This window comes from Polaribacter sp. 2405UD43-2 (genome assembly GCF_058147125.1).
Map to the genome: position 1 here is coordinate 359672 of NZ_JBYVJX010000003.1, position 15613 is coordinate 375284.

Genomic DNA, 15613 nt, shown 5'->3' on the forward strand with positions numbered 1-15613 from the left:
ATTATCTCTAAAATTACTAATCAAAAAAAAGACTGCCAATGATATTCATCATAAAAAAAGAGTCTTTCAAAAAAATTGAAAGACTCTTAAAATAAAATATTTTTTAAGACTTATCCTTTATAAAAAGGCAATCTTACCACAGTTGCAGGAATTGCTTTTTTACGAACTTGAATATGAATTTGAGTGCCTGATTTTGCAAAAATTCTTGGTACATAACCCATACCAATTCCTTTTTCTAAACACGGACTCATTGTGCCCGAAGTTACGTTTCCAATTATGTTTCCATTTCCATCAACAATATCATAACCTTGTCTTGGTATGCCTCTTTCATCTAATTCAAAAGCAACCAAACGTCTTTCTGGTTTGTGTGCTTTTTCTTTTGCTAAAGCCTCTGAATTTACAAAGTTTTTTGTGAATTTTGTAATCCAACCTAAACCCGCTTCAATTGGCGAAGTTGTATCATCTATATCATTGCCATACAAACAATATCCCATTTCTAAACGCAAAGTATCTCTTGCAGCTAAACCAATTGGTTTAATGCCAAAATTTGCTCCAGCTTCAAAAACTTTATTCCAAACTTGTGCTACTTCTGTGTTTTTACAGTAGATTTCAAATCCGCCAGAACCCGTATAACCGGTTGCAGAAATAATTACATTTTCAATTCCGGCAAAATCACCAACTTTAAATTTGTAAAAAGGAATATCTGCTAAATCTAAAGAAGATAAAGGTTGCATCGCTTCTACAGCTTTTGGACCTTGTATGGCTAGCAAAGAATAATTTTCAGATAAATCTCTTAAATTGGCTCCAAATTCTTCATTATATTTGTTAATCCAATTCCAATCTTTTTCGATGTTAGAGGCATTAACCACTAATAAATATTGATTTTTTTTAATTCTGTAGCAAATTAAATCATCTACAATACCATTATTTTCATTTGGGAAACAACTGTATTGAGCATCTCCAATTTCTAATTTAGAAGCATCATTAGAAGTTACTTTCTGAATTAAAGCTAACGCATTTTCTCCATCAACCAAAAACTCACCCATATGACTTACATCAAAAACACCCACAGCTTCTCTAACAGTTAAGTGTTCTTTGGTAACACCTTCGTATTGAACAGGCATATTGTAACCTGCAAAAGGAACCATTTTTGCCCCTAATTCTTGATGTACTTTCGCTAAAGCAATATCTTTCATATATAGATTTCTTAAAATTTAGGCTAAAATATTGAAAAATTCGTAATTATCAATCAATAAAATTCTGTTAATATTTTAATATGAAAAAAAAATAATATTACATTTACAAACAATAGCATAAACCATCAGAAATGAAGATTTTAAAACTTTTTTTTATTGCTTTTGTAGCAATTTCTTTAAATAGTTTTTCTCAAACTCCAACCGATTTTTTACCCAAAGAATTTCATAAAGAAAGACGAAATATTTTACGAGCTAAAATGCCAAAAAACTCAGTTGCTGTGGTGTTTTCTAACGCTATAAGAAATAGAGCAAATGACGTAGATTATGTATTTCATCAAGATCCAAACTTTTATTATTTAACCGGTTATAGAGAACCAAATGGAGTTTTAGTTGTGTTTTCTGAGAATCAAACTAATAAAAATGGAATAACTTTTAATGAGGTTTTATTTGTTCAAAAAAGAGATGCTAGAGCAGAACAATGGAATGGAAAACGCTTAGGAATTAAAGGTGCTAAAAACCAGTTAGGTTTTAAAATTGCCTTTAGTGCAGACGATTTTTTAAACACTAGCATCAACTTTAAAAGTTTTGATAAAGTTTTTGTTGATGGAAAATTTAAAGATGATTACAGAGATTTACAAGGTGCAGATGTTTTTGATTTGGTAAAAAGTTTTAAAATAAAGGCAGGTTATAATCCAAACATATTTCTGTCTAGAGTTAAAGAATATGTGTACAATAACATTGTAACAACGCCTGTAGAAAGTAGTGCAAATGTCATTAAAAATATAACCAGAATAGAAAATAGGTTTTCAGAATTAAAAGAAGATAAATTGATTAATGAGTATAAAAAAGCTACTACAAATCAACTTAAAAAAGAAATTAAGCAAAAAATTTCTTTGGCTTTAAAACCAAAAACAAATATTGATGTAGATTTTTTGCCAAATAATTTGGCTGATATGCGCGAGATTAAAACTAAAGAAGAATTAAAATTATTAACCAAAGCAATTCGTATTTCTGCTGTTGGGCAAATAGAGGTGATGAAAGCAATGAAACCTCATATGTCTGAAACTGAATTGCAAGGAATTCACGAATTTGTGTACAAAAAATACGGTGCAGAATACGAAGGTTATCCTTCTATAGTTGGTGCAGGAAACAATGGATGCATTTTACATTACATAGATAATAATAAAACTAAAGTGGGTAATGATTTGGTTTTGATGGATTTAGGTGCAGAGTACAGAGGTTACACAGCAGATGTTACTAGAACAATTCCTGCAAACGGAAAATTTACAAAAGAACAAAAAGCAATTTATGATATTGTTTACAAAGCGCAAGAAGCAGGCATAAAAGCCACTGTTGTTGGTGTAGGTTTTGGAGCGCCAAATGCCGCAGCAAAAGCCGAAATTAATAAAGGATTATTTGAGTTAGGAATTATAAAATCTCTAAATGAAAGGCATAATTATTTACCACATGGAGTTTCTCATTATTTAGGTTTAGATGTACATGACCCAGGAACTTATGGTGTTTTTAGAGCCAATTCTGTAATTACTGTAGAACCAGGAATTTATATTCCTGAAGGCAGTAATTGCGATAAGAAATGGTGGGGAATTGCAGTTAGAATTGAAGACGATATTTTAATTACAGAAAATGGTCCTGTAAATCTATCTGCAGAAGCGCCAAGAACATCAAAAGAAATCGAAAAAATGATGGCTAAAAAGTCGGTTTTAGACGAATTTTTATTACCAAATTTAGATAAATAAATGAGCAAAGAGCAACCTAATAATCCGCTTCACGGAATAAAATTAGCCACTATTTTAGAAGAACTGTATTTAGAATATGGTTGGGAAGAACTTGGTTTTTCCTTAAATATCAAAGCTTTTAAAAACAATCCAACCTATAAATCTTCTTTAAAATTTTTAAGAACCACACCTTGGGCAAGAGAAAAAGTAGAGCAGTTTTATGTAAAAAATATGCTTGATTAGTTTTTGTCATTCCGAACGAAGAATGAGGAGGAATCTCTTTTTTTACAAGACATTTCCTGCTTTTCACTATATCTTTTTATGTTTTGTCATTGCGAAGTTTGTTTTTACAAACTGTGGCAATCTCATTATTAAAAAACAGATTACTTCGTCATTCTTCCTTGTAATTGACTCATTTTAAATTCGCTCTGTCATTCCTGTGTAGGCAGGAATCCATAACCAAATTTTAGAATATCAATTAACCAAGATTAGACTCCTGTTTTCACACGACTGATAAATAAACAAAAATTAACGACTTATAATCTTTAAAACCAATTCTTTAGTTAAAGGTTTGCCGTTGGCAATTTTTTTAACGTTCTCAAAAGTGAAAACAAAATCGCAACCTGTTTTATAATTAGAGCAACCATAAGCAGTTTTCCCTTTTAAAATAGTTCCTTTTTTACATTTTGGGCAGGGGATAGAATTACTGTCATTTCGACCTTGTGGAGAAATCTCATTTTTTTTAGGTTCTAGTTTTAAAGCAAAGTTATCATCAAAACGAATTAAACCTTCAACTTTACCAGAAGTTGTTGTAAAACCTTTTAAATTGGTAGTACAACCTTTGTCTATCAATCTGATAATCTGATTTTCAGAAACTTTCTTTCCGTAAATTTTAAACGGAATTTTTAAATCGCAATTATTTTTATATGCTGAGCAACCAAAAGCTGTTGAGCCTTTTAAAAGGTTTCCTGTTTTACATTTTGGACAAGTTTTACCAACTACTTGTTTTTTTGATTTGGCAGAGTTTTCTGAGTTCTCGACTGCGCTCGAACCGACAGCAGATATTCTTTTTTTAGAACTGTTAGAACGGACTTCATACACCAATTCATCCACCATTTTTTTCATATTTTTGATAAAGGTTCCTGCATTGAATTCTCCTCGTTCAATTTCTTTTAAACGTTTTTCCCAGCGTCCAGTAAGCTCAGCCGACTTTAATAATTCATTATCAATAATATTAATTAAGTCGATTCCGGTTTGTGTTGGTAAAACCAGTTTTTTCTTACGCTCTATGTATTTTCTTCTAAACAAAGTTTCAATAATACTGGCTCTGGTTGATGGTCTTCCAATTCCGTTTTCTTTCATCAATTCACGCATTTCATCATCGTCAACTTGCTTACCAGCAGTTTCCATAGCGCGTAATAAACTTGCTTCTGTATAATTTCTTGGTGGTTTTGTTTCCTTTTCTAAAAACGAAGGCTGGTGTTTTCCTTTTTCACCTTTTACAAAAGAAGGAAGTGTTAGTTTTTTTTCTAATTCTTTCTTAGCCTTTGTCGCTTCGAGCGCAGTCGAGAAGTCAAAAACAATACGCCAACCTTTAGAAATAATTTCTTTTCCTGTGGTTTTAAAAGGAACTTCAGCAGCTTTTCCTAGAACAGAAGTATTAGAAACATCAGAATCTGGATAAAAAACTGCAATAAATCTACGTGTAATTATATCATAAATTTGTTGCTGATTGTATTGCAAATTTGCTTGAATTCCTGTCGGAATTATGGCGTGATGATCAGTTACTTTTTTATCGTCAAAAACGCGTTTTGTTTTCTTTATTTTTTGTCCTAAAAGAGGTTGAGTAAGTTTACTGTAATTAGTTAGTTTCGATAAAATTCCGTGAATTTTTGGATACATATCATTGGGTAAAAAAGTGGTATCTACTCTTGGGTAGGTAACTACTTTAATTTCATATAACTTCTGAACCATTTTTAAGGTTTCATCAGCAGAAAAACCAAATTTAGTATTACAATAGACTTGTAAACCTGTTAAATCAAAGAGTTTTGGTGCGTATTCTTTTCCTTTCTTTTTGCTAACAGCAACAATTTCAAATTCAGATTGGGCTACTTTATCAGCTAAAACTTGTCCGTCTTCTTTTTTAAGAAAACGTCCGTCTTCATAATTAAAAAGCGTGTTTCTGTAGGTAGTTTGTAACTCCCAATAAGGTTGTGGTTTAAAATTCTGAATTTCAAAATAGCGATTTACCAACATAGCTAAAGTAGGAGTTTGCACTCTACCAACAGATAACACTTGTTTATAACCACCAAATTTTACAGTATATAAACGTGTTGCGTTTAAGCCTAACAACCAATCTCCAATGGCTCTAGAATAGCCTGCGTAATAGAGATTATCATATTTTTCTGAAGATTCTAAATTGTTAAAACCTTCTTTTATAGCTTCTTCTGTTAAGGATGAAATCCACAAACGTTGCACTTTTCCTTTGTAATTACATTGGTTAATTACCCAACGCTGAATCAATTCTCCTTCTGTACCAGCATCACCACAATTAATAACAACGTCTGCTTTTTCAAAAAGACTTTTTACAATATTGAATTGTTTTTTTATTCCTGCATCGCTAGTTACTTTGGTGTTAAAACGTTCTGGCAACATAGGTAGGTTGTTTAAATCCCAACTTTTCCAATGCGGTTTGTAATCTTTAGGTTCTAAAAGTGTGCATAAATGACCAAAGGTGTAGGTTACTGCATAGCCATTTCCTTCGTAGAAACCATCACGTTTTGTGTTGGCTCCTAGAATGTTAGCAATTTCTCTTGCTACGCTAGGTTTTTCGGCGATACAGACTTTCAAATTTGAAAAATTAAAAAATAAAGATTACAACCTTTTTTCAATCCATTTTTTTAAACTAAAAAAGTTTTGAGGCGCAACTCCGTGTCCAACAGGATACTCAGAATACTCGCATTGTAAATCAAGATTGTCTAAGAAAGGTTTGTTTTTTCTAGCCCATTCTACAGGTAAAACTTGATCTACGCTTCCGTGAGAAGCATAATAATCTGTTGTAATTACTTTAGAGATATTTTCGGGTAATAAATCTGTATTTACATAACCGCTTAAAGCAATAATATGTTGTACTTTATTTGGATAGAAAAAACTTAAAGAATAACTTAAAATGGCTCCTTGACTAAAACCTAACAAAAAAGTTTTATTTGGGTTTGTGTTGTATTTTGCTTTAATTTCATCAATAAAAACGGCTATTTTATCTACAGATTCTTTAGCTTGTTTTAAATCTGAAAACTTTCCATTTATATCATCAAAATTTATGGCATACCAAGCATAGGCACCAAAACCCATTGAGTTGGGAGCTTGTGCACTTACAATTAAAAAATCATCGGGTAATTCATCAGCAAAAGAAAATAAATCGTGCTCATTACTGCCATATCCGTGTAATAAAACAAGCAAAGGTGGATTTTTAATTTCTTTTTTAGGCTGTCTTACTAGGTAATGTAAATTGCTCATAAATGATTTTTATAGATAATTAAATTCCGCTAAACCATTCTTGAAATTTATCGCCAACAACAGGTATCACTTTTTCTTCACCTTTTAAGGCGCCAATAAAGCCAATAAACCATAGGATAATAATGCCTAAAAACACAATACCTCCAATGGTTTTTCCTAAGAAATCAAAAATTAAATATTTATTAACCATAGATAGTAAGAAAATTCCTATCATTTGTCTGATATGAAAACTAGTAAATGAGTTCTTTTTACTGTTGTTCATAATAAAAGCAACTAGAGTTCCTAAAATTGTTAGGTAGCTAATAATTGCAGCTGTTTTTCCTTCGTTAACTGTTTGATTTTCCATAATATATTAATTTAAAATTAATTGATTGTTTGCGTAAATGCCATATGCTTTTCCTTTTAAATTTTTATTAAGAAAAGCACTATTTTTAGAGGTTGATAAAATATTTTCTTTTGTAAAAGTATAGTTATAATCTGGATTGAATAAAGTAATTTCTGCTTTATTGTTATTGCTTATAGAATGATTTTCGATACCGAAAATTGTTTTAGGTTTTGTTGTAATGTTGTCTATAAAATCATCTAAATCTAAAACAGAATTCATTGTTCCAAAAGCACTTTCTAAACCAATTGTTCCGTTTTTTGCTTGGCTAAATTCTACTTTCTTTTCTTCAATATCAATAGGATTGTGATCAGAAGTAATAATGTCTATCACATTAGATTTAATCCCTTTTTGTAGCGCTTTTAAGTCTGCTTTTGTTCTTAAAGGCGGATTTGTTTTAAAATTACTATCAAAACTATGCAGTTCGTTATCAGATAAAGTCAAATGATGTGCAGAAACACTACAAGTTACTTGCAATCCTTTCTTTTTAGCCTCTTTAATTAGTGCAACAGATTTTGCGGTAGAAATTGTTGGAATATGCAATTTTCCTCCTGTGTATTCTAATAAAAACAAATCTCTAGCAATTTGAATATGTTCTGCCAAAGCAGGGTTTCCTTTCAGTCCAAGTTTTGTGCTATTGATGCCTTCGTTTGCAATTCCATCTCCAGCTATCGAATTATTTTTTGGAAAACCGACTATTAATCCGTCAAAATTCTGAGCATACAAAAGTGCAATTTTCATTAAGTTATCGTTTGCAATTGGTTTTTTATAATCGCCAAAAGCAATAGCGCCAGATTGCTGCATATCATACAATTCTGCCATTTCTTTACCTTCGCTTTTTTGTGTTAAAGCAGCAATAGAATATAGGTTTGAGGCAAAGCCTGTTGCTTTACTTTTTAAAAATTCAACAGCAGATTTATTGTCAATAATTGGGTTTGTATTGGCGTTTACAGCTACAGCAGTAAAACCACTTTTAGCGGCAACATTTAAACCATTTTGTATAGTTTCTCGCTCTTCAAATCCTGGTTCTCCAAAAGAAACACTTGTGTCAAACCAACCACAGGAAATATGTAAATTTTCTTTTTTTACTACTCGATATTCTTTTTTTGATGGTATAGAATCTGCAATTTTTTTAATGATTCCATTACTAATTAAAATGTCTTTTGTTTTTTTGTGATAAGGGCTAGAAGCGTCAATAATCGTTGCCGATTTTATAAGCGTAATCATGGTTTATAGAATTTTAAAATCAAAATTTCTAACAACAAAGATACAATTGCCAAGGCTAAAAACCATTTCCAAAGCCAATGAACTTTATTTTTTTTGTTTATTTCTTTAAAAACATCTTTTACAGAAGAGTAAACAGTAATGTTTTTATTTGTTTTTTTGAGTTCGTTTAAATTTAGAAAACTCAAATTGCTTTCTTCTTTAGGATAATTAAAAGCTAATTTTTGAAGGGTGTCTTTTTTATTAATAATATGATAAAATCCTGCTTTTAAAGGTTGATTTTTTGTAGTGATGGATACTCTGTTTTGAAAAATTTGCTGAATTGGGATAAAGGAACTTTCTGAATTTGAAATAGAAACAATTTCGTCTTTGCCTAAGCTTTTCTCAATATCTATATTGTTTTTTTTGTCAATTCTGTAAAATAATTGTGAGTGTTTGTAGCTTAATTTTCCAAAATTATAAAAAACGGGTACAATTAAAGGTGAATTTAAGAAGTTATTATTTTTTTTGTTGATAGCACCAGAAATGTAGTAGATGTTGCTTTTAGAATGGCTTATTTTGCTTATAAATGAAGAATTGTTTTCTAGCGAAACCATTTTACTGTTGTTTTTTGATAAAATTGGGTAGTAGCTTTGTATGGTTGGGTATTGAAAATTACGAACCTTTTTAGAAAAAACATTCTTAAAAAAAGGATGGTTATAATTGATGTTTGTAATTTTTAGTGCTTTGTTTTCTTTGGGTAAAATTTTACCTACATTTAATTTCTTTAAAAATGAATTATAAGATTTTAAGTTCAAATTCTCATTTGGTATAATTACTAAACTTCCGCCTTTTTTTGAAAACTCAACAATACTTTTTGATAAAATTTCCGGAATATTTTCTAATTCATTTAAGATGATAATTTGTTGTTTAAAAATAGAATTATAGTTTATATTTTTTAGAGATAAATTTGCAAAATTAAACTCGTTTTTTGTATATATTTTTGATAAAAATTTTGCATCATTTCCTATTGATAAAACATTAATTTTTTTAGTAGGATTTATAGTAAAATAAAAAAAGTTATCAAAAGAAAAAGTATCGTTAAAAGTTATTTCTAATTTGCCATTAAATTCTACCTGATTTTGGGTGTTGAATTGAATGTTTTTTTCTTCATTTTTTTTAATAGAGAAGGATTGCTTGCTAATTAATTTTGAATTATTATAAAGTGCAATTGGAACATTTTTTTTTGCTTCACCTTGGTTTTTTATAACAACATTTACAGTAAAGCTATTTGCATTTGTATTGTTTATAAAAACGCTATCAATAAAAATATTGTTTTTTTTGCTGGATTCTAGTTTTACAGCAGAAAAAACAGGTGTTACATTTGTAAACTTTTTATTGTAATTGTATTGAAAATCAGATATTAAAATATTTTTACTTAAAGTTTTAATTTTGTTTTTATTTTGGTTCTTAATTTTAAGAAAAATACTATTAAAATCAAGTTTTTTAGCAGTGCTTCTTAAATTTAGCAACATATTTTTTAACTCTTTTTTAGGGGTTTTTGTATAAAATGCATCATTTGTTTGTAAAGAATATATATCTTTTTCAGAAATATTTTCTATAATTTCTTGTGCAGCATTTTGTAATAAATTTCCTCTTTCTCCTTTTGCGCTTGTGCTTAAAGAATTGTCTAAATAAATAAAAGTATGTTGTTTTTTTATTTCTTTATTGTCACTAAAATAGGGTTGAGAAAATATAAAAAGTATCGCTAAAAATAATAGTATTCTATTGACTAAAATTAACCATTTTTTTATGCGAGAACTCTTTCTGGTTTGTTGTGCTATTTTTTGTAAAAAAGCAACATTTGTAAAAGGCACTTTTACAAATTTTTGTAACTGAAAAAGGTGCACTAAAATAGGAATAATTAGTAGTGCTAAAAAGTATAAAATTTCTGGATTTTTAAATTGCATTTAGTATTTTAAAAAATCTAATGTATTACAAAAAAAAGGATTAAAAAACGGTTGTTAATTTCTAATTAAAACTTTTCAAAAACGCCTAAACCGAAAAGTGCAAAATCGTATTTTACAGGGTCTTTTTTATCTAGTTTTCTAAGTTTATTGTCTAATTCATTTAAAGCTTTCCAGTCGTTTTGTTTCCTTTTTAAGAGATTTAATTTTCTTGCTACATTGCCAGAATGAACATCTAAAGGACAAGATAAGTTTGCAGGATTATGGCTTTTCCATAAACCAAAATCAACCCCTTTATTATCATTTCTTATCATCCATCTTAAAAACATATTAATGCGCTTTGCAGCAGAATTTTTAAAAGGATCAGAAATATGCTTTTGTGTTCTTTGTTGATGCGGAATTTCGAAAAATACTTGTTTTAAATGATGAATTGCATTTTTGTATGTTGTTTCTGCTTTTTCTATTAATAAAACATTTTCTAAACCTTGATGATTTTTATAAATATGTTGTAGAGATTTTATAAAACACTGTAAATCAACTGTGTTAAAAGTTCTGTGTACAAAACCTTCTAGTTGTTTTAAATCTTTTTCTTGATGATTTACGATAAAATCATAAGGTGAATTATCTAATAAAAGCATCATTTTAGAAGCATTTTTGATAATCATTTTTCTGTTCCCCCAAGAAATAGTAGCTGTTAAAAAAGCGGAAATTTCAATATCTTCTTTTTTAGAAAATTGATGCGGAATTTGGATAGGGTCAGACTCAATAAATTTAGGATTATTGTAAAGAATTACTTTTTCGTCTAAAAACTCTTTGAGTTCTTTTTGAGTCATACAAGGTTAACTTTTTTCAATAATTTTACCGTCTTTCATAGTTAGTTTTCTGTCTGCCATATTTGCTAGTTCTTCATTATGCGTTACCAAAACAAAGGTTTGCCCAAATTCATCACGAAGTTTAAAAAATAATTTATGCAAACTTTTTGCAGAATCGCTATCTAAGTTTCCACTAGGTTCATCAGCTAAAATAACAGAAGGGTTATTTATTAAAGCTCTTGCTACAGCAACACGTTGTTGTTCGCCGCCAGAAAGCTCATTAGGTTTGTGTTGAATTTTATTTGATAATCCAAGAAAATCGAGTAAATTTTTAGCTTTTTCTTCTGTTTCTTTTTTATCTTTTTTACCAATAAAAGCAGGAATGCAAACATTTTCTAAAGCAGTAAATTCTGGTAGTAATTGATGAAATTGAAAAATAAAACCAATATGATTATTTCTAAAATTAGATAACTCTTTATCTGATAGATCTTTAAGTGATGTGTTGTTTATAGAGAGCTCAAAATTTTGTTCTTTTAGCGGTTTGTCTAGAGTGCCTAAAATTTGTAAAAGTGTTGTTTTTCCTGCTCCTGAAGGACCAACAATAGCAACAATTTCGCCTTTTTTAATATGTAAATCAACTCCTTTTAAAACTTCTACATTTCCAAAGTATTTATGAATGTTTTTTGTAATAATCATAGGTTTAATATCTTGCTACTAAAGTATAAAAAAACGAATATACTTTTTACAGCATACCCGTTTTTCTTTCTAGTTGGGGGATAAATTTTTAAAAAATATTTTTAATCTTATTGTAATCAATAAAATAGACCAATCTTACAGAAAAAGTATGTCTATGAGATTGATTAAAAAGGTTATCTAAATTTTTGAAGAAACTTAAATTAGAATTTTTGTCACGATTAAGAATTGAGTTTCTATAAAATGCTATTAATTGGCTTCCTGGTGCAAACTGCCAAATGTAATTTAAATCTATATTCCAGCTATTAAAGTTAACATTATCACCTTTATAACTGCTATTTGGGTATAGTTTTCCGTTTGAATATAAATTATAATAATCGTTGTAATTTACTGAACTCCAATAATGTCTAAAGCTTAAAGATAAAGAAGAATTTGTGCTAAAGTTATATTTACTAGAAATAGTATTTGTATAGCTTTTTCGGTCTCTCATACCAAAAATAATATCAGTACCATCTTTATCTACATATCCTTGGTCATTGTCAGTTTTACTAAAGTTTAGTCTGTATCTTACTGAAAACTTGTTTGTAAATCTATAACGTGGGGCAATACTAAAACCATACCCTAACTTAGCGTTAGAATAAGTACTCAAATAAGAATTTGCACTTAATGCTAATTTTTTTTGTGAGTTAGTAGAAATTCTACCATTTATATTTCTTCTTTCTGGTTGAATAAAATAAATACCACTTGTAGAGACTTGTCTAGGTTCAAAATAATCTCTTCTTTCAGATCCGTAATTTAGGTTGATATTAAAAGACAATCTATTTTTTGTTTGCGCATTAAAGTTAGCTCCTGCTTGATAACCTGTATAAACGCCAGAAAAATGTTGAAACTGCGCATTGTTGTAGAAATTGAAACTGTATCTGTTAAGTGTTTTAGTTGGTTGTAACGACCTCCAACCAAGATTACCGTAAATCACTTGCTCATTATTGCTAAAAAGAATTCCTAAGTCATTAGGGTTAAAATCTTTATTTTCAAAGTTATAACCTAATTCCCAAAACCAATGTCCTGAGTTATAACCAAAACTATTATCAAAAGCATAACCAGTATTTGGGTTTTTTACATCATCAGTAATATTTGTCATTTTAAAAGAACCATCAATATTGTATTTACTATCTTTTGTTTCTATGTGCCAGTCTAAAGCTGTTGCGTTTGCATCTCTAAATCTACCCTCTCTTGTAACGTTTGTGTTTATTAGAGAAACTGTAGAGTTTTGATTAAATTGTTGATCTAAAACAAGAATGTTAAAATTGGTAAAAGGGCTTGTTACTTCTTTTCTATTAGTTACTTCTTCTGTAATTTTGCCCCCAATATTTTTTGATGTAGTTGTTTTAATTGTTGCTTCGGTTTTTTCTGTTATTGCATTAAAAAAACCAATTCCGAGACCACCTTTAGTTCTTCCTGAAACTTTTATGGCATTAAGCATTGTTACTTTTTTAGGGTTATCAATTATTTCTTCGTTAATTTTTTTACCACTAGCATCAAAATTATCTTGATTTATTAATGTTGATTTTACATCAAATTGATCTATAGGTGACGCGCCAATTCTTCTAGAATAAAACAATCTACCAATATTAAAAAGCTCTGTACCTTCTGTAAAAAATTGTCTTTGCTCTGTAAAGCGTTGTTCAAAAGGACCCAAATTTAGCACAACATCATCAAAACCAACTTGGCTAAAATCAGGAATTAAAGTTGCATCTAATGTAAAGTTTTCTGATAAACCATATTTTATATCCATACCAACGCTCCAATCAAACTTTGTTTTTCCTTTAAAAGTATTTGTTGTTGCAGATGCATAAGGATAAAAATTTAATCTTGTAGGAGGTTTTATGTCTCTAAAATCTGTAATTAAACCATCATATTGTGTCCATCTTCCAACTTTGTTGTCTATATGAGCCCAAGTGTGTTGTTGGTTTAATTTTTCTAATCTTCTATGAAAATTAAATCCCCAAGATTGCACAGGCTGGTTTGCAAAACGCAAAGCTCTGTAAGGAATTTTCATTTCTACATTCCAGCCTTTTTCATCTGTAGAAACAGCACTATCCCAAACAGCACTCCAATCAAAATCTTCTCTTCCATTAGAAACTTTAGAATCACCTTGGTTACCTGTACTTTGCACAATAAATTCAAAAGGATTTTGCCCATCATCATTTGGGTTTATAGTAACTAAAAAGAAATCTGCTTGACTAAAATTATCTCTAGTGGCAAATTCTTTTGGAATTCCTTCAGGGTCTGGATCATTCATTTTGGCTGATATATAAATAGCTTCATCATCATAAATAACCTTTACTATGGTTTGATATTCTGAAGAAACTAGATCGCCATTTGAAGGTCTTAAAACCACAAAATCTGTACAAAGTTCAGCGTTTTTCCAAGCTTCATCATTTATAATACCATCAATTTTCGGAGCTTTTGAAACTCTTGTAGTTTTAATCGTTTTTCTATTTTCCTTGTTTTGGGCTGAAAATTGATGAACAGAGAAAACTGCAATCAGAATTAAAGAGATTTTTTTTAACATATAGTTTTTGGTTGATTATGTGTAAACACAATACGAATGTATTTATCTTAATTCGTGATAAAACATAAAATCGTGTTAATTATAAGAAAGACATCATAAAATTTAGAGTGTTACATTATAAGATTGTTAAATATTTCTTAAAGAAAATTCTAATTTTACATTTTTTTACTCTTTTTTTCTATAAAACTTAGCAAAGTTTCATTTCTGAATTTGTATTTTTGTAAACGTTTTTTAAAAGATCTATAGATGAACTTACACGAATATCAAGGTAAAGAAATTTTAAGCAGTTTTGGAGTTAGAATTCAACGCGGAATTGTTGCAAGTAATCATAAAGAAGCTGTAGATGCAGCTAAACAGTTAACAGCAGAAACTGGTACAGGTTGGCACGTTATTAAAGCTCAAGTTCACGCTGGTGGCCGTGGAAAAGGAGGTGGAGTTAAGTTAGCAAAAAACTTACAAGAAGTAGAAAGTATTGCTAATGATATTATTGGAATGATGCTTATTACGCCACAAACTTCTGCAGAAGGTAAAAAAGTAAATCAAGTTTTAATCTGTGAGGATGTGTATTATCCTGGAGATTCTGAACCAGATGAATATTATATGTCTGTTTTATTAAACAGAGCAACTGGTAAAAATATGATTATGTATTCTACTGAAGGTGGAATGGATATTGAAACTGTTGCAGAAGAAACTCCACATTTAATTTTTACAGAAGAAATAGATCCATTATTAGGTATTATGCCTTTTCAAGCGCGTAAAATTGCTTTTAACTTAGGTTTATCAGGAGTTGCTTTTAAAGAAATGACAAAATTTGTAACAAATTTATATAAAGCATACATTGGTTCAGATTCTTCTATGTTTGAAATTAACCCAGTGTTAAAAACATCTGATAATAAAATAATGGCAGTTGATGCTAAAGTTTCTTTAGATGAAAATGCATTGTATAGACATAGAGATTATGCTGCAATGCGCGATTTAAGAGAAGAAAACCCAATTGAAGTTGAAGCAAAAGCTGCTGGTTTAAACTATGTAGATTTAGACGGAAATGTGGGTTGTATGGTAAATGGGGCAGGACTTGCAATGGGAACTATGGATTTGATTAAAGAATCTGGTGGTGAACCTGCAAACTTTTTAGATGTTGGTGGTACTGCTGATGCTGCAAGAGTTGAAACGGCTTTTGGTATTATTTTAAAAGACCCAGCTGTAAAAGCAATTTTAGTAAATATTTTTGGTGGTATTGTACGTTGCGATAGAGTTGCACAAGGTGTTGTAGATGCTTATAAAAATATGGGCGATAAAATTACAGTTCCAATTATTTGTAGATTACAAGGTACAAATGCAAAAGAAGCTAAAGAATTAATTGACAATAGTGGAATGCAAATTATTTCTGCAACAGAATTTCAAGAAGCCGCTGATAAAGTACAAGAAGTTTTAAGTGCTTAAATAGTTTACGTTTTGACTAGTCCTAAATAACCGTTACAGTTTTTATTAGGATTAAAGTTATAAAAATCTCTCAACAAACAGCTGTTTGTT

General features: G+C 29.7%; 12 protein-coding genes. 3 read left to right on the top strand and 9 right to left on the bottom strand.

From position 1 onward, the window contains the following. Positions 1-110: 110 nt before the first annotated feature. Complete coding sequence (gene gcvT / locus ACY2RX_RS06790; RefSeq protein WP_490103216.1) at positions 111-1196, bottom strand: glycine cleavage system aminomethyltransferase GcvT; 1086 nt, start codon at positions 1194-1196, stop codon at positions 111-113. 131 nt (positions 1197-1327) lie between these two features. Here gcvT and ACY2RX_RS06795 point away from each other — a divergent pair, with 131 nt between their 5' ends. Continuing rightward, complete coding sequence (locus ACY2RX_RS06795; RefSeq protein ID WP_490103217.1) at positions 1328-2953, top strand: aminopeptidase P family protein; 1626 nt, start codon at positions 1328-1330, stop codon at positions 2951-2953. Next, entirely contained in the window at positions 2954-3175 is a 222-nt protein-coding gene (locus tag ACY2RX_RS06800) for a VF530 family protein (RefSeq protein ID WP_490103218.1), read from the top strand. A gap of 285 nt (positions 3176-3460) precedes the next feature. Here the strand turns inward: ACY2RX_RS06800 and ACY2RX_RS06805 are convergent, their stop codons facing one another. The 8 genes from ACY2RX_RS06805 to ACY2RX_RS06840 all read right to left on the bottom strand — a co-directional run bounded on the left by ACY2RX_RS06805 (position 3461) and on the right by ACY2RX_RS06840 (position 14080). Next, positions 3461-5782 carry a type IA DNA topoisomerase gene (locus ACY2RX_RS06805; RefSeq protein WP_490103219.1) on the bottom strand — a complete coding sequence of 774 codons (2322 nt, stop codon included), beginning with the start codon at positions 5780-5782 and terminating at the stop codon, positions 3461-3463. A gap of 24 nt (positions 5783-5806) precedes the next feature. Next, positions 5807-6448, bottom strand: a complete 642-nt coding sequence (locus tag ACY2RX_RS06810; RefSeq protein WP_490103220.1) for an alpha/beta hydrolase — start codon at positions 6446-6448, stop codon at positions 5807-5809. Positions 6449-6467: 19 nt separating this feature from the next. Next, on the bottom strand, positions 6468-6794 hold the full coding sequence (locus tag ACY2RX_RS06815) for a DUF4870 domain-containing protein (protein ID WP_490103221.1): 327 nt from the start codon (positions 6792-6794) through the stop codon (positions 6468-6470). A gap of 6 nt (positions 6795-6800) precedes the next feature. Further along, positions 6801-8057: a dihydroorotase gene (locus ACY2RX_RS06820; RefSeq protein ID WP_490103222.1), complete on the bottom strand. Its 1257-nt coding sequence runs from the start codon at positions 8055-8057 to the stop codon at positions 6801-6803. Continuing rightward, a complete protein-coding gene (locus ACY2RX_RS06825) occupies positions 8054-10003 on the bottom strand; it encodes a BatA domain-containing protein (RefSeq protein WP_490103223.1) in 1950 nt (649 codons plus the stop codon). Before ACY2RX_RS06825 ends, ACY2RX_RS06820 begins: the two co-directional genes overlap by 4 nt. A gap of 65 nt (positions 10004-10068) precedes the next feature. Next, the gene (locus tag ACY2RX_RS06830) at positions 10069-10833 is read right to left on the bottom strand and encodes a TIGR02757 family protein (RefSeq protein WP_490103224.1); all 765 of its coding nucleotides are present in this window, start codon (positions 10831-10833) and stop codon (positions 10069-10071) included. Positions 10834-10839: 6 nt separating this feature from the next. After that, positions 10840-11508: an ABC transporter ATP-binding protein gene (locus tag ACY2RX_RS06835; RefSeq protein ID WP_490103225.1), complete on the bottom strand. Its 669-nt coding sequence runs from the start codon at positions 11506-11508 to the stop codon at positions 10840-10842. Positions 11509-11596: 88 nt separating this feature from the next. Continuing rightward, complete coding sequence (locus tag ACY2RX_RS06840; protein WP_490103226.1) at positions 11597-14080, bottom strand: DUF5916 domain-containing protein; 2484 nt, start codon at positions 14078-14080, stop codon at positions 11597-11599. 246 nt (positions 14081-14326) lie between these two features. Between ACY2RX_RS06840 and sucC the strand changes: the two genes are divergently transcribed. Continuing rightward, entirely contained in the window at positions 14327-15523 is a 1197-nt protein-coding gene (sucC, locus tag ACY2RX_RS06845) for an ADP-forming succinate--CoA ligase subunit beta (protein WP_490103227.1), read from the top strand. Positions 15524-15613: the final 90 nt, after the last annotated feature.

Excerpts from the sequence above, each read along its gene's own strand:
- ACY2RX_RS06840 (WP_490103226.1), bottom strand. The coding sequence starts at position 14,080 with ATGTTAAAAAAAATCTCTTTAATTCTGATTGCAGTTTTCTCTGTTCAT.
- ACY2RX_RS06830 (WP_490103224.1), bottom strand. The coding sequence starts at position 10,833 with ATGACTCAAAAAGAACTCAAAGAGTTTTTAGACGAAAAAGTAATTCTT.
- ACY2RX_RS06835 (WP_490103225.1), bottom strand. The coding sequence starts at position 11,508 with ATGATTATTACAAAAAACATTCATAAATACTTTGGAAATGTAGAAGTT.
- ACY2RX_RS06815 (WP_490103221.1), bottom strand. The coding sequence starts at position 6,794 with ATGGAAAATCAAACAGTTAACGAAGGAAAAACAGCTGCAATTATTAGC.
- sucC (WP_490103227.1), top strand. The coding sequence starts at position 14,327 with ATGAACTTACACGAATATCAAGGTAAAGAAATTTTAAGCAGTTTTGGA.
- ACY2RX_RS06810 (WP_490103220.1), bottom strand. The coding sequence starts at position 6,448 with ATGAGCAATTTACATTACCTAGTAAGACAGCCTAAAAAAGAAATTAAA.
- gcvT (WP_490103216.1), bottom strand. The coding sequence starts at position 1,196 with ATGAAAGATATTGCTTTAGCGAAAGTACATCAAGAATTAGGGGCAAAA.
- ACY2RX_RS06795 (WP_490103217.1), top strand. The coding sequence starts at position 1,328 with ATGAAGATTTTAAAACTTTTTTTTATTGCTTTTGTAGCAATTTCTTTA.
- ACY2RX_RS06800 (WP_490103218.1), top strand. The coding sequence starts at position 2,954 with ATGAGCAAAGAGCAACCTAATAATCCGCTTCACGGAATAAAATTAGCC.
- ACY2RX_RS06820 (WP_490103222.1), bottom strand. The coding sequence starts at position 8,057 with ATGATTACGCTTATAAAATCGGCAACGATTATTGACGCTTCTAGCCCT.
- ACY2RX_RS06825 (WP_490103223.1), bottom strand. The coding sequence starts at position 10,003 with ATGCAATTTAAAAATCCAGAAATTTTATACTTTTTAGCACTACTAATT.